The sequence below is a fragment of the Bradyrhizobium sp. SZCCHNRI1009 genome (genome assembly GCF_032487575.1).
In the GTDB taxonomy this organism is placed as follows: domain Bacteria; phylum Pseudomonadota; class Alphaproteobacteria; order Rhizobiales; family Xanthobacteraceae; genus Bradyrhizobium.
Genome location: NZ_JAUEUL010000006.1, coordinates 287,311 through 304,563 on the forward strand (window position 1 = coordinate 287,311; position 17,253 = coordinate 304,563).

General features: G+C 66.0%; 14 protein-coding genes. 6 read left to right on the plus strand and 8 right to left on the minus strand.

What is annotated here, in order from left to right:
• Positions 1–86: 86 nt before the first annotated feature.
• From QX010_RS14320 to ahcY, 3 genes are all read left to right on the plus strand, one after another.
• Entirely contained in the window at positions 87–1,436 is a 1,350-nt protein-coding gene (locus QX010_RS14320) for a hypothetical protein (protein ID WP_172112675.1), read from the plus strand.
• 99 nt (positions 1,437–1,535) lie between these two features.
• A complete protein-coding gene (gene metK / locus QX010_RS14325) occupies positions 1,536–2,732 on the plus strand; it encodes a methionine adenosyltransferase (RefSeq protein ID WP_316180101.1) in 1,197 nt (398 codons plus the stop codon).
• Between the two features lie 198 nt (positions 2,733–2,930).
• Positions 2,931–4,352 (plus strand): adenosylhomocysteinase, encoded by a 1,422-nt coding sequence (gene ahcY, locus QX010_RS14330; protein ID WP_316180103.1) that lies wholly within the window; start codon positions 2,931–2,933, stop codon positions 4,350–4,352.
• 368 nt (positions 4,353–4,720) lie between these two features.
• Here ahcY and QX010_RS14335 read toward each other — a convergent pair whose 3' ends face one another.
• The 5 genes from QX010_RS14335 to QX010_RS14355 all read right to left on the minus strand — a co-directional run bounded on the left by QX010_RS14335 (position 4,721) and on the right by QX010_RS14355 (position 10,181).
• Complete coding sequence (locus QX010_RS14335; RefSeq protein WP_316180104.1) at positions 4,721–5,743, minus strand: hypothetical protein; 1,023 nt, start codon at positions 5,741–5,743, stop codon at positions 4,721–4,723.
• Positions 5,744–5,916: 173 nt separating this feature from the next.
• Positions 5,917–6,525 (minus strand): cytochrome b/b6 domain-containing protein, encoded by a 609-nt coding sequence (locus QX010_RS14340; protein WP_316180106.1) that lies wholly within the window; start codon positions 6,523–6,525, stop codon positions 5,917–5,919.
• A gap of 47 nt (positions 6,526–6,572) precedes the next feature.
• The gene (locus QX010_RS14345) at positions 6,573–6,851 is read right to left on the minus strand and encodes a PepSY domain-containing protein (protein WP_316180108.1); all 279 of its coding nucleotides are present in this window, start codon (positions 6,849–6,851) and stop codon (positions 6,573–6,575) included.
• Between the two features lie 269 nt (positions 6,852–7,120).
• Positions 7,121–9,589, minus strand: a complete 2,469-nt coding sequence (locus tag QX010_RS14350; RefSeq protein ID WP_316180109.1) for a TonB-dependent receptor — start codon at positions 9,587–9,589, stop codon at positions 7,121–7,123.
• Between the two features lie 211 nt (positions 9,590–9,800).
• Entirely contained in the window at positions 9,801–10,181 is a 381-nt protein-coding gene (locus QX010_RS14355; protein WP_316180111.1) for a DUF2946 family protein, read from the minus strand.
• Positions 10,182–10,645: 464 nt separating this feature from the next.
• Here QX010_RS14355 and QX010_RS14360 point away from each other — a divergent pair, with 464 nt between their 5' ends.
• Positions 10,646–11,164 (plus strand): ATP-binding protein, encoded by a 519-nt coding sequence (locus tag QX010_RS14360; RefSeq protein WP_316180113.1) that lies wholly within the window; start codon positions 10,646–10,648, stop codon positions 11,162–11,164.
• A gap of 66 nt (positions 11,165–11,230) precedes the next feature.
• On the opposite strand, the gene QX010_RS14365 is transcribed toward QX010_RS14360, so the two are convergent.
• On the minus strand, positions 11,231–11,962 hold the full coding sequence (locus tag QX010_RS14365; RefSeq protein WP_316180114.1) for an alanyl-tRNA editing protein: 732 nt from the start codon (positions 11,960–11,962) through the stop codon (positions 11,231–11,233).
• Between the two features lie 162 nt (positions 11,963–12,124).
• The gene (locus QX010_RS14370) at positions 12,125–12,850 is read right to left on the minus strand and encodes a hypothetical protein (RefSeq protein WP_316180116.1); all 726 of its coding nucleotides are present in this window, start codon (positions 12,848–12,850) and stop codon (positions 12,125–12,127) included.
• A gap of 150 nt (positions 12,851–13,000) precedes the next feature.
• Here QX010_RS14370 and QX010_RS14375 point away from each other — a divergent pair, with 150 nt between their 5' ends.
• A complete protein-coding gene (locus QX010_RS14375) occupies positions 13,001–14,461 on the plus strand; it encodes an NAD(P)/FAD-dependent oxidoreductase (RefSeq protein ID WP_316180118.1) in 1,461 nt (486 codons plus the stop codon).
• A gap of 244 nt (positions 14,462–14,705) precedes the next feature.
• On the opposite strand, the gene QX010_RS14380 is transcribed toward QX010_RS14375, so the two are convergent.
• Positions 14,706–15,161, minus strand: a complete 456-nt coding sequence (locus QX010_RS14380) for a MarR family winged helix-turn-helix transcriptional regulator (RefSeq protein ID WP_315803789.1) — start codon at positions 15,159–15,161, stop codon at positions 14,706–14,708.
• Positions 15,162–15,262: 101 nt separating this feature from the next.
• On the opposite strand from QX010_RS14380, the gene QX010_RS14385 reads away from it, so the two are divergent.
• The gene (locus QX010_RS14385; RefSeq protein WP_316180119.1) at positions 15,263–17,185 is read left to right on the plus strand and encodes an FAD-binding monooxygenase; all 1,923 of its coding nucleotides are present in this window, start codon (positions 15,263–15,265) and stop codon (positions 17,183–17,185) included.
• The last annotated feature ends 68 nt before the right edge of the window (positions 17,186–17,253 follow it).

The following is a 17,253-nucleotide window of genomic DNA, read 5'->3' on the forward strand; positions in this document are numbered from 1 at the left end:
AGGCTCTTTCCAATGGTGGGCAGATGGTGCTAGGAGGTTGGGCCAAGGGCGCGCTGCCCACTTGCATTTCCCACCCGTCGGACCGAATGAAGAACGACCAGCTGCTCGCCCAGATCACGGAGTTCTGCCGCCAGTCGGACATGGCGGAATCGACGTTCGGCCGCCGGGCCGTGAACGACGGCAAGCTCGTGCAGCGGCTGCGCGAGGGCAAGCGCATCACCATCGATACGCTGGACCGCATCCAGGCCTATATCGCGGCTTCCACCGGCACGCTGCCGCCGCCGCGGCTCGACGTCGTGCCGGAGAAGCGCGATCCCAAGAGCAATTTCCGCTTCTTCGAGAACCGCCAGAAATACCTGCTGTTCGTGCACACCTGCAGCGAGAAGCGGGTGGTGGCCGAGCGCGTCGGTCTCGAGCTCGCCAGCATCCATCCGCGGCCGCCGGCGCTGCGGCTGTTCGACGCCGGCGTCGGCGACGGCACCGTGCTGTCGAAGGTGCTGCGCACGATGCACGGCCGTTTTCCACACATTCCGTTCTATGTCGCCGGCAAGGAGCTGAGCCTCGAGGACGTCCGGCTGACACTGGAGAAGGTGCCGGACCGGCTGTTCGAGCATCCGGCCAGCGTGTTCGTGTTCACCAACATGAACTATGCCGAGGCGCCCTGGCTGACGCCGGCGTCGCCTTCGGTCGCGGCGTCGATGATCTGGCACGAGGTCGTGCTGCAGGGCGATTCGTCCGGGGATTTCGAGGCCCAGATCACCGCGCTGAAGCCGTTTCTGGAGCAGAACTGGCGCGCCAACGTCTCCCAGCGCACCGGCATGCCGGTCTACGAACGGCCGATCGCGCTGGTGCTGTACCGCGAGGACCACCGCTTCCTGCTCGACGGCATCATCCCGCGGGCCGGACGGGTCGAGGCCAATTTCGACCTGATCATCGCCTCCCAGCCCTACCGTGCCCGGTCCTCGGTCAATTTTCGCGCCAAGCGCATCATCGCACCGCTGGCGCGTGCCTTAAAGCCGGGCGGCCGGCTGATCGGAATCCACTCCCACGGCCAGGATCCCGGCCTGGACATCATCCAGGCGGTCTGGCCCGGAGAAAATCCTTTCTCGGTCAGCCGCCATGAGCTATTGCGCGCCGTGAAATACGAGCTGGGCTCCAGTGGGCGAGACTTAAATTTTAACGCCTATGCGGACAATCGCTCGATTTTCAGGTATGAGATGGAGGCTCTGCCCAACGAGGTCACCGGTGCGATCGGAACCTCGACGGCCTTTGCAGCCTGGAACGCGGCGGTGTATGTCGCGCAGATCGAGGAAGACCGCCTGACCGAGGTGGCCCACTCGTCTCGTGCGCTCGACGCCGCCAGAGAGGTTCTGCGAAAGCACAACGGGCTGTGGTTCTACGACGAGTCCTACGTCATCTCGCGGCGTCGCGACTGACATCCTGGGATCAGGACAGTTGGGATCAAGAGACTTGGGATCGAGAGACTTGGGATCAATACAAATGACCGCCGTGGGCGGCAAAGAAGGGGTTGCTTGATGCGCGCGTCTTATCTGTTCACCTCGGAGTCGGTGTCCGAGGGCCATCCGGACAAGGTCTGCGACCGTATTTCCGACGAGATCGTCGACCTGTTCTACCGTGAAGGGCCGAAGGCCGGCATCGACCCCTGGCAGATCCGCGCCGCCTGCGAGACGCTTGCCACCACCAACAAGGTCGTGATCGCCGGCGAGACCCGTGGCCCGTCCTCGGTCACCAACGACCACATCGAACACGTCGTCCGCGAGGCCATCAAGGACATCGGCTACGAGCAGCAAGGCTTCCACTGGAAGACCTGCGACATCGAGATCCTGCTGCACCCGCAGTCCGCCGACATCGCGCAGGGCGTCGATGCGCTGCAGCCTGGCGAGCGCAAGGAAGAGGGCGCGGGCGACCAGGGCATCATGTTCGGTTACGCCACCAACGAGACCCCGGATCTGATGCCGGCACCGATCTTCTACGCCCACAAGATCCTGCGTCTGATCTCGGAGGCTCGTCACTCCGGGGTCGAGAAGGTGCTCGGTCCGGACTCCAAGAGCCAGGTGACCGTGCAGTATGAGAACGGCAAGCCGGTCGGCGTCCGCGAGATCGTGGTGTCGCACCAGCATCTGGTCGAGGACATGACCTCGGAGCAGGTGCGGGAGCGGGTCGAGCCTTACGTGCGCAAGGCGCTGCCGGAAGGTTGGATCACCCCCAACACGATCTGGCACATCAATCCGACCGGCAAGTTCTTCATCGGCGGTCCCGACGGCGACGCTGGCCTCACCGGCCGCAAGATCATCGTCGACACCTATGGCGGCGCAGCCCCGCATGGCGGCGGCGCCTTCTCGGGCAAGGACCCGACCAAGGTCGATCGTTCCGCCGCCTATGCCGCGCGTTACGTCGCCAAGAACATCGTCGCCGCCGGTCTTGCTGACCGCTGCACGCTGCAGTTGGCCTACGCGATCGGCGTGGCGCGCCCGCTCTCGATCTATATCGACACCCATGGCACCGGCAAGGTGCCCGAGGACCGGCTCGAGAAGATCGCGGCCGAGGTGATGGATCTCACCCCGCGCGGCATCCGCAGCCACCTCGACCTCAACCGTCCGATCTACGCGCGCACCTCGTCCTACGGCCATTTCGGCCGCACGCCGGACAACGAGGGCGGCTTCTCCTGGGAGAAGACCGACCTCGCCGAATCGTTCAAACGCGCGGTGTGATTCACACGTCATCTCTCTCCCCGCGCGCGCGGAGAGAGATGACAGCCGATGCCTCGCATCGGCGTCGTCAGAAGACGGCGGCAGAAGGCCGCCGTTGCCTCTCCCCGTGAGCAACGGGGAGAGTGATCTGGACTGCGCCTCGACGCGTCTATCTCATTCGTTACGACCAGTTCGAATTCATCCGACCAGGAACCCGACATGACCGCCAAGCCAGGTTTTACCGACTACATCGTCAAGGACATTTCGCTCGCCGAGTTCGGCCGCAAGGAGATCTCGCTCGCTGAGACCGAGATGCCCGGCCTGATGGCGACGCGCGAGGAGTATGGCCCGAAGCAGCCGCTGAAGGGCGCGCGCATCGCAGGCTCGCTGCACATGACCATCCAGACCGCGGTCCTGATCGAGACGCTGAAGGCGCTCGGCGCCGACATCCGCTGGGTCTCCTGCAACATCTATTCGACCCAGGACCACGCGGCCGCCGCGATCGCCGCCGCCGGCATTCCGGTGTTCGCCGTCAAGGGCGAGACGCTGGTCGACTACTGGGACTACACCGCAAAACTGTTCGACTGGCATGGCGGCGGCCATCCCAACATGATCCTCGATGACGGCGGCGACGCCACCATGTACGTCCATCTCGGCCTGCGCGCCGAGAACGGCGATGCGGCGTTCCTCGACAAGCCGGCCTCCGAGGAAGAGGAGGTGTTCTTCGCGCTGCTGAAGAAGCAGCTCAAGGAGAAGCCGAAGGGCTACTTCGCCGAGATCGCCAAGTCGATCAAGGGCGTCTCGGAGGAGACCACCACGGGCGTGCATCGTCTGTACGACATGCAGAAGGCCGGCACTCTGCTGTGGCCCGCGATCAACGTCAACGACAGCGTCACCAAGTCGAAGTTCGACAACCTCTATGGCTGCCGCGAGTCGCTGGTCGACGGCATCCGCCGCGGCACCGACGTGATGATGTCGGGCAAGGTCGCGATGGTCGCGGGCTTCGGCGACGTCGGCAAGGGCTCGGCCGCATCGCTGCGCCAGGCCGGCTGCCGCGTCATGGTGTCCGAAATCGATCCGATCTGCGCGCTGCAGGCGGCGATGGAGGGCTATGAGGTCGTGACGATGGAAGATGCCGCGCCGCGCGCCGACATCTTCGTGACCGCCACCGGCAACAAGGACATCATCACCATCGAGCACATGCGCGCGATGAAGGATCGCGCCATCGTCTGCAACATCGGCCACTTTGACAACGAGATCCAGGTCGCCTCGCTGAAGAACCTGAAGTGGACCAACATCAAGCCGCAGGTCGACGAGATCACCTTCCCCGACGGCAAGCGCATGATCCTGCTGTCCGAAGGCCGCCTCGTGAACCTCGGCAATGCGATGGGCCACCCGTCTTTCGTGATGTCGGCGTCCTTCACCAACCAGACGCTGGCGCAGATCGAACTCTACGCCAACAACAAGGACGGCAAGTACAAGAAGGAAGTCTACGTGCTGCCGAAGTCGCTCGACGAGAAGGTGGCCATGCTGCACCTCGCCAAGATCGGCGTGACCCTCACCAAGCTGCGCCCCGACCAGGCTTCGTATATCGGCGTCAAGCTGGAAGGCCCATTCAAGTCGGACCACTACCGCTACTGAGTTCCGGCGCAACGCGCGGCGAAACGACGAAGGCCGGGGCATTGCCCCGGCCTTTTTTGTTTTGATCGCGAAGTAACTATCAAACTCAATCGTAGCGATTGAGGATGACAAGTCGAGTGCGATGCCCATGAATGCGCCCTCTCCCCTTGTGGGAGAGGGCAAGGTGGTGACTGCCACAAATCTGTTTGGGTGAGGGGTATGCCTCCACGAGCAACGCTCGCGGAGAGAGACCCCTCACCCGACCGCGTGCGTGGATGGTTCGGAGATGACCTCTCCCACAAGGGGAGAGGGCGCTGCATCGCTCACCGCACTGAAGGATGTCGTCAAGTCCGTGGTTTAGCGACAGGCGTAGCAATCTACGCTTGCAATCACCCCGTCCGCCGCGACGCCAGCGCCGACGCGCGGACCGCCTTCGCGCGCTTGGCCGCATGATGCTCCGGTCGCGCGGCGATGCGCTTATGCTTGTTCGTCTCCGCCGCTGCCACCTTCACGGCCGGCGCGCGATGCTTGGCATATTCCTCGCCGTCGACCGGGCCGACATGCGGCGGGTCGCGGTCGAGATAGGGCCGGCCGATGCCGAACGTCTTGCCGTTGGCGTCGACCCATTTCCACAGCGCCTCGGTCGCGACCCAGCGCTGCGCGCGCGTCGCGCCGTTGACGCTGACGATGTCAGCCGCGAGGCCATGGCCGTAGCCGCCGCGCAGGCTGCCGCCGTGATAGGAGCGATTGCTGGCCGCCTTCAGCCCGCTCGCGATCTCCTGGCGATAGTCGTCGCGGAATCCGCTGGTGATGCCCGGCGCGAGACCCGCGGCCTCGGCGGCGTGCAGGGTGTGAAACAGCTTCAGCTTGAAGCCGCGGTCCATGCCGCCGATCACGTATTCGGCCATGCTGCGGCCGACGCGCTCGGCCGCCTTCGGATCCTTCCAGGTAAAGTCATTGTCGACGAGCTTGGTGAAGCTGCGCGTCACCTTGACCATGCGCCCCTTGCGCTTGACCGTGACGACGCGGCGCTCGGTTTCGCGGATCTTGTCGAGCTTCGGCGCGCGCTCATACAGCGCGAACAGATAGCGGTCGATGCAGGCATCGATGTCGGGGCACTCGTCGAGGATCTCGATGTGGTCGGCGCTGGCGACGGTGGGCCGGGGCGGTTCGGTTGCCGCGTTGGGAGCGGCCTGTTCGTCCGCAGGCAGGACGGCCGATGGGGTGATCGACGCGGTCGTCAGCGCAGGCTCGGCTGCGGTCGGCTGCGGCGACGTCGCGATCGGCTCCGCGACGATGGGCGGCGTCGCCGCCTCGATCTCGGCGGCAGCCGCGGGCCAAGCCGCCGCACAAGCTGCCAGGACAACGGACCGACACAACGCACGCGTCAGAAGCTGCTGCGAGCTCATCATCCGGTCTCCCCAAAATCCGAGCCCCTGCTGGTGAGGGGCGGTCAGGTATCCGATACCTGCGATTGTTCGGCGCTTGGCGGCGAGGTGCAATAACACGACGCCCGTGGCCAGCGGCTTTTGCGGGAACTGTGACATCAGCGCAACGGTGCGCGATTGTGAGTTCCGTGTGTCGCTTATGAGTCCACTCTTGCGCTGGACTGCTGCCCACGCTGCATCGTTCGCCGCAGCAGCTTGCGTCCGGTCAGCATGGCGCATGCGAGATTCTCGTGCTGCAGGCGGCTCACCAGCACGACGCCGGCGACATGCAGCACCACCAGCGGGATCAGCAGATAGGACGTCACCTCGTGGGTGTCCTCGACCCACCAGACGCCGAAGAACCGTACGGTCACCTGCATCGCGCCGGTCACCGCGGAGACGATCAGCAGAAGCAGCAATGCGAGCTGCATCGCCGTGCCGGCGGGATTCAGCCCGAGATAGCGCCCGGTCCTGCCGCGCCGCAGATTCCACAGGTAGGCCGGCGTCGCGCGCAGCCGGGCACGGAGACTGCGGAAGCGCGAATGGCGGGTGCCGATGATGCCCCAGATCAGGCGAAAGGCGAGCAAACCCAGGATCGCGTAGCCCGCAATCCGGTGCAGCCCGTCATGGACGTTCGGCGTCACCCAGGCGATGAGCACCAGCACGGCGAGCATCCAGTGCCACAGCCGCAGCGGCAGGTCCCAGACCTGCACGGTGTCGGCGGTGTCCTGGCGTTTCAGGCTGGCTCTGGGGGCTGTGCCGTGCATGGCTCTCACGTCACGTCGTTCAGCACGCTGGACGACGCTTGCGCCAACTACTTGGCGATCGTGTGCTTCAGGCTGAGATCCTCGGGGCTGTAGAACAGCTCATACAGCTTGCCGCCCTTGACGCCGTAGACCTCGTAGCAGGAGCCCTCGACCTTCGAGCGGCGCACCTCGTAGCCCGCTTCCTTGGCCTTGGCTTCCGCCTCGGCCGTCGGCTTCCACTGGGCCTTGTCGAGCTTGGTGCAGTCCTTGTAGCCGTCGGCCAGAGCCGGCGAGATGGCGAAGCCGGCGAGTGCGGCACCGAGCACGGCGGCGATGGTCAGTCTCATCAATCCCTCCAATGAGCAAATTCAAATACGATGCATCGTGGGATCAGTGGAGACGGCAACCGCCCCGATGTGTCAACGGAGCGGCGGCTGGAATCGCTCTTAGAGCTTTTCCAAGTTCGTGAGGGCCGCGATTTCGGCCGAGAATCGCAGATGGCGCGATGCGCGACGTTACGTCTCGCTCGTGCAGCTGGTCGCGACGACGTCGTCGTCTGGCGCCCGCTCTCGCCCTGTCCCGCTTGCGGGACAGGGCAGTGCTGCGAATGCCGGCGTCAGAATTCCAGGTTCGCACCCAGATAGAACGAACGTCCGGGACCGGGAACGGCGGTGCCCCACATCGTCGCGGTGCCCGATACGCCGCCGCCGGTGGCAGCGATGGTCCCGGCCTCCTTGTTGAACGACATCGATGCGCCCTCGCCGACATAGGCGCCGCCGAGCGGCAGGTAGTAGAGCTTGTTGAACAGGTTCTCGACGCCGAAGCTGATGCGCAGTTTCTGCCAAGTGTAGTTGCTGCGCAGGTTGACCAGGCTGTAGCCCGGGGTCTTCAGCTCGTTGCGCGCGACGGAGACGTCGGACTTGCGGCCCACCATCACCAGCTCGAGGCCGCTGTCCCAGCCGTCGAGCCGGTGCGTGAGCGTCAGCTTGCCGTTGATCGGCATGATGTTGTAGAGGCCGCTTCCGGTGTCGAGGTTCCTGCCGTTGGTATAGCTCAGGACTCCCTTCAGGCCGAAATCGCCGACCGGCGTGCTGCCCAGCGGTACCTTGCCGGACAGATCGAAGCCGTACAGCCGTGCCTGCTGGTTCATGTACTTCATGATCACGAACTGGTTAGCGACGGCAGGCACGGCAGCGGTGTTGGTGGCGGCCTTCCACTGCACCGCGTCGATGTAGTCGCGCACATGGGTGTAGTAGGGGGTGAGCCGGAGCTCGGCCTCATGGTCGGCGCTGTGCCACGCGCCGGTGAAGCTCACGGTATGGGCGACCTCGGGTCTCAGATCGGGGTTTCCGAGATAGCCGTTGCCGTCGCCGACGAAGTTGTTCATCTCCAGCGCCATGGTGTTGCGCGACCAGGAATAGCGTTCGTACAGATTCGGCGACCGGGTCTTCTGCATCGCGCCGAACTCGAAGGTGAGATGAGCGCTCGGCGTGTTCCGGAACAGCGCCGTCAGGTCGATATTGTTGTCCTTTCGCGAGCGATCCATGGCGTTGAACGCCGCGCGGGAGCCGACCGAGCTCGTCTCGTACATGCCCGACATGAACCCCGATGTCAGCGGCGTGGTGCTGGTGTTGTAGCCGACGACCGGTCCGGTGTCGGTCTCGACGCGCTCGAACCGCACGCCCAGCAGCGACAGCCAGGACGGGCTCCACTTCGCCTCCCACTCGCTGAACACGCCGGCCCGGTCGCGCTTGCCGCCGTTGATGTTCCAGAACGTCAGCGGCGCCATGCCGCCGATGCAGTTGCCGACGCCGCAATCGGGGGCCGGCGGCCACCAGTCGTCGAGACGGTAGGTCTGCAGATCGACGCCGACGCGGACCACGTCGCGGGGCGACAGCGTGATGTCGGCCTTGGAGGTCAGGCCGTTGGTTTTGGTGCGCGTATACATCGGCATGCCGTTGACCGGATAGCTTGCTCCCGTCGTGTTCGGCGGCTTCAGCGTGCCATACGAGAACAGCCGATCACCGCCGAAGTTCATGTAGTGATCGACGGACTGATGGTAGAGGCGGGTGTCCAGATCGCCCCAGTCGAACCGGCCAAGATGGTGCAGGTTGACGCTGTAGGCATCGTTGCCCAGCATGTCCATGCGCTGGTTCGGGTAGAGCTGATAGGGGACCTCCTGCACCCCCGCCTTCAGCTCGATGAGCTGGCCGTCCTTGCTCCAGGCGACGCCCATCAGATGATTCCTGGTCTCGTAGGCGGATGAGCCGACCTGATCGAGGGGAAGCACCGGCGTGATCGAGCTCCTCAGGGTGAAGTTCTTGAAGTTGCCGCCGGCCGTATAGTTGTCTGCCTTGACCGCAGCGCCGCTGTAGCTGACGCTGTAGTTCTCGGTGGCCATGGTGGCCGACAGGTTGACGCCGCGCACGTTGCCGTTGCTGCGGTAGAACGTGCCGATGCTGCCTTTGGTCAGCAGGCTCTGCCCCGGCGCCGCGAACAGGGCCGCCGGCGAGTTGACCGCGACGGTGCCGCCGATCGAGTCGCCGCCGACGCTCACGGGCGTGATGCCCGCCCAGACCTTGGCCGCGGCGACCTGGGCCGGATCGATGTAGGACAGCGCCGGGGTCATGTGATTGGGACACGAGGCGATGGTGTCCATGCCGTCGACCTTGATACGCAGGCGGTCGTCGGCGAGGCCATGGATCGCTGGCAGGCTCGAGACTCCGCCGGCCGAATAGAGGCTGACGCCGGGCACATCGGCAAATAGCGCAGCCGTGTCGCTCGTGGTGGCCCGCTTCGCCAGGATGTCACCCGGCGCAACCGAAGTGGCGCCGGGAGGCGTGGCGACGCCGTCGGATGAGGCCGCCTGCGGCGGTGGCGCAACTGCCGGATTGGTCGTCGCCGCATGTGCGCCCCTGCGGCGGACTGCCGTTCGGGCGGCCGGGCGGGGCTGCGGGACAGTGACCGTCACCTGCGGCAACGTGGTGCCGGAGCGAGCCTGCGATGGGTCCTGTGCGAGCACGGGGCTCGAAAGGGCGAATGCCAGCAGCGCCGGCGATGTCAGCACGGTGGTTGAGCGGAGCAACCCCCGCCGGACGGGTGTCGAACAATGGTCCATGATGGGATCTCGGAATAGGAATGGGAGAGGCGCCTGGCGGCGAGCGCGCCGTGGCCTCGTGAACATGTCGCGACGAGGCGGCTGCGGGCACGCTGCGGCGGCCGCCGGACGGCAGCCTACAGCGCGCGCCGACGAGACCGGCCGCATCGTGACGGGATGAGATGTCTGGAGTGTCGGCCTAGACGGCCGCCGGTGGTCCGCGAGCGACCGGCAGTTCGAGCGCAGGCCGGGGTGCCGCAACGAGGTCGGTGCGCTCGATCGGGATCGCAACGACCATCTGCATCGGCCGCGCCACGGCGGGGACGTGCGGGACGGTGACGCCGCGCCCGAGCGCACAGAACGGACAGCTCGCGCATTGCTTGGCCGCAGTGCCGATGTCGTCCGACGTCGGACCGTCGGTGGAGCTCTGACAGATGATGGCGACGGCGTCGGGAGCCGCAGCCGCAGCGCTCATCGCGGAGAGCGCCAGCGCGGACTGGAAGATCAGGGCCCATGCTGCAAACCAGACGAGAGCACCGCCGAGCCGCGACAGCGCTGCGCGCCGCCGCGCTGAGCGCATGCGCGCCTCACGTCGTCTTGATGCGATGCCTTGTCGTTGACGCCCCTGACGAGCCACCGGCTGACGCTCCCACCCCTTGGAATGAACTACAGGAGCGAACGTCGCATTGGCAATGGAGTATCTGCGCCGTCGTCGACTCCCGTCACGGTGGATCAATTCGGCAACATTGAAGTGGCTTCAACTCAGTCGTGAACCGCAGCGCGCGTGACATGCAGGCGGTTGCGTCCTGCGAGTCAAACTCAATCGCGGCGCGGTTTCGAGCAACCGATGAGGCCCGGCCTGGACACCGTCGCCAACAACTGTCAAATATATCCTCATGACCTTCCGCATTCACGTCTCAGGCGCTGCACCGATCAGCCGAATTACCGACCCGGCCTGATCCGTCGGGCCGGGCGCTTCTGCCTGCGAGAACTGCCTGTGAATGCTCTTGGCGTCCGAAGCGGCGCCGTATGCGAGGTCCCTCCATGTCTTCTCGTCCTGCCACGCTGCACCTCGTGTGCGGCAAGATCGCTGCGGGCAAATCGACGCTGACCGCCGCGCTGGGCCGGCGCCCGGGCACCATCGTGATCACCGAGGACGACTGGCTGGCGCGGCTCTATCCCGGCGAGCAGCACACCCTGGCGGACTACGTGCGCAATTCGTCACGGCTGCGCAGCGTGATGGGGCCGCACGTCGTTGCGCTGTTGCGGGCCGGCGTTTCCGTCGTGCTCGACTTTCCCGCCAACACGCCGGCGAGCCGCGCCTGGATGCGCGGCCTGTTCGAAGCAGCCGGCGCGCCGCACCAGCTGCACCATCTCGACGTGCCCGACGAGGTCTGCAAGGCGCGGCTGCGGATGCGCAACGCGGAAGGCCGACATGCCTTCACGGTGACCGATGAGGAGTTCGACCTGTTCACGAGCTACTTCGTGGCGCCGACGGCGGACGAAGGGTTCAACGTGATCGTCCAGCCCATGGAAACCCAAGGCAGTTGCGTAGCCCGATGAGCGCAGCGACATGCGGGTTCGCCAGGACAGCGCGTGAGAGCCCGGATGTTGCTTCACTCATCCGCTCTACGCGCTGCCCACCCCGATCCTGAAGCGCCGATTCTGGCGGCCTTTGTTATCAACCTTGAGAATACGAATCCGCCGCGCCTGGGCCGTCGAGACCAGATGCGTGCCGCCGCAGGCCTGGCGGTCGAGGCCGTCGATGTCGACGATGCGGATCAGGCCGTCGGCCTGGCGCGGCGGTGCGACCGATTTGGCACGGAACAGTCCCGCGGTCGCCTGCGCATCGTCATAGGGCATGTCGAAAGCACGCACCGGACGATCGTCCGAGATCGCGGCATTCACCGCGTCTTCCACCGCACGGAGCTGCTCCGGCGCCACCTTGGGCAGGTCGAAGTCGACGCTGAATTCGTCGGTCTCGGTCATGCGGACGCCGGTCAGCAGCGCGCCGTCGAACTGGGTGTAGACGGCGCTGTTGACGAGATGCGCCACCGTGTGCTGCTCGCTCATGCGCTGCCGGAACGCCGGATCGACGTGCAGCTCGATCGCCCCGTCGGGGATGGCGTCGACCCCGATCAGGTGCCAGATGCCGGCAGCGGTCGGCTCGAAGCCCACGACGTCGCGAACGATGCCATTCCACGCGATCGTGCCACGGTCCGGCAATTGGCCGCCGCCACCGGGATAGAATGGCGAGCGCGCCAGGAGCACCGCGCCCGGCCGTGCGTCGAGCGCCGTGATGTCGAGCTCCAGCACGTCGGGATGATCGACGGCGAAAGGGCGAGGCAGGAAGTCGGTCATGCGAGGCCGTTCACGGTCGGAGCCCGGATGAGCGCAGCGACATCCGGGTTCATCGAGATTGCGCGTGAGACCCCGCATGTCGCTGCGCTCATGCGGGCTACGATCCTTTCCTAGACATACGCAGCGTCGCTCGTCCGCGCAACTTGGACGGCAGGCGACGCCTCACCGGCACGCCGCCACCGTGAACCACGCCATGCGGAAGGCGCCGTCGTGCAGGCGAAGGCATACGGTGTCGCCCGGCTGCAGCCGCTCATACAGCGCCTGCGCGATATGCGCATTGGCTGCCGTCGCAAACGGCCCCCACGGCTCCAGCGTCACCTGGTAGGTCGCAAGCCGGCTATGGCCGAGATGCTTTGACAGCACGCGGCTGCGCAGCAGCGCCGGCGCCGAGCGGTCGAGCGCGGTGTTGAACTGGCCGAGCGCTCCGAACGCATAGGCGGCAACGAAGACGGCAGCGAGCAGCAGCCGCCAGCCGCGCCGGCGGAGCTGGGTTTCGAACCGCGCGGCGACGATGAGGAAAATGATCGCGACCGCGGCCGCGAAGGCCGTCAGCGGCAGCCAGCTGACGAGATTGACGTCCGACAGCGTGCGCGCGGCGAGCGTGCCGGCCGCCACGATGCAACCGGTGCCGAGATTGGCGCCGTAGCCGGAGCCGAGGCCGATGCGGAACCGCCCGGGAAAGCGCAAGGTGAGGACGAGCGCCAGCAGCGGAATGACGGTGACGACCGCGATCAGCTGGCCGGCCGGAAAGCTCGGGAAGAGCGACCAGGCTGCGAGCCCGATTGCGAACAGCGAGAAGCCCAGGGCGATGCGCTGTGACGGCGCGCCACTGCCGCCGGGGCCGTCATTGTCGCCGGGCCTGTCGTCGCGCGGGTGGGGAGCGTTCATCGCCAGATCCGTATCGAGGGTGTTTCCCGCTGATAGCGGAGGAGGGTTGACCGACGACGAATGCGCCGGCGATTTGACAGCGACGGGCCGGGTTGCGACTGTCCGCAGCCAGAGCAAGAAAGCTGCACCAGGAAACGCCAGGAACACCGTATGTCAACAGAGCATGTCGACGTGCTGATCGTCGGCGCCGGGCTGTCCGGCATCGCCGCCGCCTATCATCTGCAGCACAAGTGCCCGGGCAAGCGCTTCGCGATCCTGGAGGGGCGGGGCGCGATCGGCGGCACATGGGACCTGTTCCGCTATCCCGGCATCCGCTCCGACAGCGACATGTACACGCTTGGCTATTCGTTCAAGCCGTGGACAGATCCGAAGGCGATCGCCGACGGGCCGCAGATCCTGAAATATGTCCAGGACACCGCGACCGAGAACGGCATCGACCGCCACATCCGGTTCAACCATCGGGTCCGGCGTGCGTCGTGGTCGAGCGCGGACGCATGCTGGACCGTCGAGGCCGAGCGCCGGACGGAGCAGGGCACGGTCGAGACCGTGCGGATGACCTCAGGCTTTCTGTTCATGTGCTCCGGCTACTACCGCTACGAAAAGGGCTACCTGCCGGACTTCAAGGGCATGGCCGATTTCAAGGGCCGCATCGTGCATCCGCAGGCCTGGCCTGAGGACCTCGACTATGCCGGCAAGCGCGTCGTCGTGATCGGCTCCGGCGCGACCGCGGTCACATTGGTGCCAGCGATGGCCAAGTCCGCCGCGCATGTGACGATGCTGCAGCGCTCGCCGACCTATGTGGTGTCGCGCCCCGCCCAGGACGCGCTCGCCAACAAGCTCCGCCGGCATCTGCCCGCTGCTCTCGCCTATCACCTGATCCGCTGGCGCAACGTGCTGTTCGGGATGTATTTCTTCCAGCTCAGCCGGCGCAAGCCGCAGCGGGTCAAGCAGCTGATCCTGGGCGGGGTGCGCGCCGCGCTGGGTCCCGATTACGACGTCGCCACCCATTTCACGCCGCGCTACAACCCGTGGGACCAGCGGTTGTGCCTGGTGCCGGACGGCGACCTGTTCAAGACCATTCGCGAGCAGCGTGCCTCGGTCGTGACGGCCGGGATCGAGACCTTCACCGAGCGCGGCCTGCGCCTCACCGACGGCCGCGAGATCGAGGCCGATGTCGTGGTCACCGCGACCGGCCTGGTGCTGCAGGTGCTCGGCGGCCTCGAGGTCGTCGTGGACGGCCGCACCGTCGATTTCGCCAAGACGCTCAACTACAAGGGCATGATGTATTCCGACGTGCCGAACCTGGCGGCGACGCTCGGCTACACCAACGCGTCGTGGACGCTGAAATGCGACCTTACCTGCGAATATGTCTGCCGGCTCCTCAACTACATGGACCGGCACGGCTACCGCCAATGCGTGCCGCACAATGACGACGCCACCGTCACGCCGCTGCCGTCGCTGAGCTTCAGCTCCGGCTATGTGCAGCGCTCGGTCGCCGATCTGCCGAAACAAGGCTCGAAGCGGCCGTGGCGGCTGTACCAGAACTACGCCCTCGATATCGTCTCCCTGCGCTTCGGCAAGGTCGACGATGGCGTGATGCGGTATTCGTGAGGGCAGGGCGCTCCGTCGGATCGTCGGCGCGATCTCGGGCCTCATGGTTCGACACGGCGCTTCGCGCCTCCTCACCATGAGGGGAAACATCTCGCCACCGCAGAGGATTTCGCCACGCACTCGATCCTCATCCTGAGGAGCCCGCCGCAGGCGGGCGTCTCGAAGGATGGCCGCAACGACGGTGTCAGCGTCAGTTCTTTTCGGGCGCGACCGTGCGCATGATGGGGTGGAGCAGGAGCAACCTTCACCGCTCCTCCGCCGCCCCCTCCCGCAGCGGCGCGCGGCTGAGGTCGTTGGCGGCGGCGATCGCCTTGCGCATCAGGCGCACCAGCTCGTTCGCCTCGGCCGCGCTGAGGCCGCGCACCATCAGCCGCTGCGCGGCCTCGACCGCCGGCGTGATCGCCTCCAGCGTCCTTTTCCCCTCATCGGTGATCAACAGCTCCCGTGACCGGCGGTCGCGCGCGCTCGCTCGGCGGACAACGAGGCCTTTCTGTGCAAGCCGGTCGATCACGCCGGTGATCGTGGTGCGGTCATAGGCGATCAGGCCAGCGAGCGTGATCTGGTCGATCGCCGGGTTGGCCGCGATCGCCGCCAGCGCCGCATATTGCACCGGCGTCAGGTCGAAGCCGGCCGCTTCCACCTCCGCCAGAAACACCGCCACGGCGATCTGCTGAAACCGGCGCGCCAGGTGCCCCGGCATGTCCCGCATCTCGGTCAATTCGAATCTCCTGTCACCAGCTTGACAAGCATACTGATGATCAGCATACTGATCAATAAGGAACAGCGAGGGAGGGTGGTCACGTGCAGTTTCATCTCAATGGCTTCCAGCCGGGCGATCCCGAAATCTTCGACACGGCCGAACGTGTCGCGAGCGCCGGCGCGAGCAGCCCGCTGCCGGCCGAGGCCGACGTCCTCATCGTCGGCTGCGGCCCGGCGGGCCTCAATCTCGCCGCCCAGCTCTCTGCCTTCCCCGACATCAAGACCTGCATCGTCGAGCAGAAGCCCGGCCGGCTGCTGCTCGGCCAGGCCGACGGCATCGCTTGCCGCACCATGGAGATGTTCCAGGCCTATGGCTTCGCCGAGAAAGTGCTGAGGGAAGCCTGCTGGATCAACGAGACCACGTTCTGGAAGCCCGATGACGCCAACCGCGCGCATATTGCGCGCAGCGGCCGCGTGCAGGACGTGGAGGATGGCCTGTCGGAGATGCCGCATGTCGTGCTCAACCAGGCTCGCGTGCACGACTTCTTCCTGGACGTGATGCGCCGTTCGGCCGCGAAGCTCGAGCCGCACTACGCCCGGCGACTGCGGGACCTTCATATCGATCCGTCCACAGGCAATGACGCACACGGCGTGACCGTCAGCTTCGACCGCATCCATCCGGAGCATGAAGGCCAGGTCGAGACCATCAAGGCGCGCTACGTGGTCGGCTGTGACGGTGCACGCAGCATCGTGCGCAAGGCGATCGGCCGCGAGCTGCACGGCGATTCCGCCAACCACGCCTGGGGCGTGATGGACGTGCTCGCCGTCACCGATTTTCCCGACATCCGCTTCAAGTCGCTGATCCAGTCCGCCAAGGACGGCAGCCTCCTGGTGATCCCGCGCGAGGGCGGCTATCTCGTCCGGCTCTATGTCGAGCTTGCCAAGCTCGAGGTCGGCGAGCGCGTGGCTGGGCGCAACATCACCGTCGACGAGGTGATCGCCAAGGCGCAGCGCATTCTCGCGCCGTATACGCTTCAGGTGAAGGAGGTCGCGTGGTGGTCGGTCTACGAGATCGGCCAGCGCATCACCGACAAGTTTGACGACGTGCCGGAGACCGAGGTCGCAACGCGGCTGCCGCGCGTCTTTATCGCCGGCGACGCCTGCCACACCCACAGCCCGAAGGCGGGGCAGGGCATGAACGTCTCGATGCAGGACACGTTCAATCTCGGCTGGAAGCTCGCCGCCGTGCTGGGCAAGCGCTGCGCGCCGGAGCTCCTGCACAGCTATTCGGCCGAGCGGCGGGCCATCGCCCAGGAGCTGATCGATTTCGATCGCGAATGGGCAGGAATTCTCGCCTCCGCCGCCAAGCAGGGCGGCGCCGATGCGGCCAAGACGCAGGACTATTTCGTCCGTCACGGCCGCTACACGGCGGGCACCGCCACGCACTATCGGCCCTCCGTCCTCACCGGCGACGACACCTTCCAGCCGCTCGCCACAGGCTTCGTCATCGGCAAGCGCTTTCACTCGGCGCCGGTCATCCGGCTCGGCGACGCCAAGCCGGTGCAGCTCGGCCACGTCGTCCAGGCCGACGGCCGCTTCCGCATCTTCGCCTTCGCGGCGGCAGAGGATCCGGCCGCGCCGGGGTCCGCGATCCGCCGCCTGTGCACATTCCTCAGCGAGGATTCCGCCTCACCCCTGCGCCGCCACACCCCGGCGGGCGCCGACATCGACTCCGTGATCGATCTGCGCGCGGTGTTCCAGCAGGGGCATCGCGAGCTCGCGCTCGAACGAATGCCGGAGCTGCTGCTGCCGCGCAAGGGGCGCTACGGCCTCATCGACTACGAGAAGATGTTCTGTGCCGATCTGAAGAGCGGCCAGGACATCTTTGCGATGCGCGGCATCGATCGCGCGGCGGGCTGCATCGTGATCGTGCGGCCCGATCAGTATGTCGCCGACGTCCTGCCACTCGACGACGTCAGGAGGCTGTCGGCGTATTTCGATCGTGTGCTGCTGCCGGTCCGCTGAGGGATGCAGAGGGTAAACGAAATCCAAATCCGGCCCCTGGATTTCAGGGCTTGGCGCTAGTCAGATCC

Excerpts from the sequence above, each read along its gene's own strand:
- ahcY (WP_316180103.1), top strand. The coding sequence starts at position 2,931 with ATGACCGCCAAGCCAGGTTTTACCGACTACATCGTCAAGGACATTTCG.
- QX010_RS14375 (WP_316180118.1), top strand. The coding sequence starts at position 13,001 with ATGTCAACAGAGCATGTCGACGTGCTGATCGTCGGCGCCGGGCTGTCC.
- QX010_RS14370 (WP_316180116.1), bottom strand. The coding sequence starts at position 12,850 with ATGAACGCTCCCCACCCGCGCGACGACAGGCCCGGCGACAATGACGGC.
- QX010_RS14355 (WP_316180111.1), bottom strand. The coding sequence starts at position 10,181 with ATGCGCTCAGCGCGGCGGCGCGCAGCGCTGTCGCGGCTCGGCGGTGCT.
- QX010_RS14380 (WP_315803789.1), bottom strand. The coding sequence starts at position 15,161 with ATGCCGGGGCACCTGGCGCGCCGGTTTCAGCAGATCGCCGTGGCGGTG.
- QX010_RS14345 (WP_316180108.1), bottom strand. The coding sequence starts at position 6,851 with ATGAGACTGACCATCGCCGCCGTGCTCGGTGCCGCACTCGCCGGCTTC.
- QX010_RS14320 (WP_172112675.1), top strand. The coding sequence starts at position 87 with ATGAAGAACGACCAGCTGCTCGCCCAGATCACGGAGTTCTGCCGCCAG.
- QX010_RS14340 (WP_316180106.1), bottom strand. The coding sequence starts at position 6,525 with ATGCACGGCACAGCCCCCAGAGCCAGCCTGAAACGCCAGGACACCGCC.
- metK (WP_316180101.1), top strand. The coding sequence starts at position 1,536 with ATGCGCGCGTCTTATCTGTTCACCTCGGAGTCGGTGTCCGAGGGCCAT.
- QX010_RS14365 (WP_316180114.1), bottom strand. The coding sequence starts at position 11,962 with ATGACCGACTTCCTGCCTCGCCCTTTCGCCGTCGATCATCCCGACGTG.
- QX010_RS14335 (WP_316180104.1), bottom strand. The coding sequence starts at position 5,743 with ATGATGAGCTCGCAGCAGCTTCTGACGCGTGCGTTGTGTCGGTCCGTT.
- QX010_RS14360 (WP_316180113.1), top strand. The coding sequence starts at position 10,646 with ATGTCTTCTCGTCCTGCCACGCTGCACCTCGTGTGCGGCAAGATCGCT.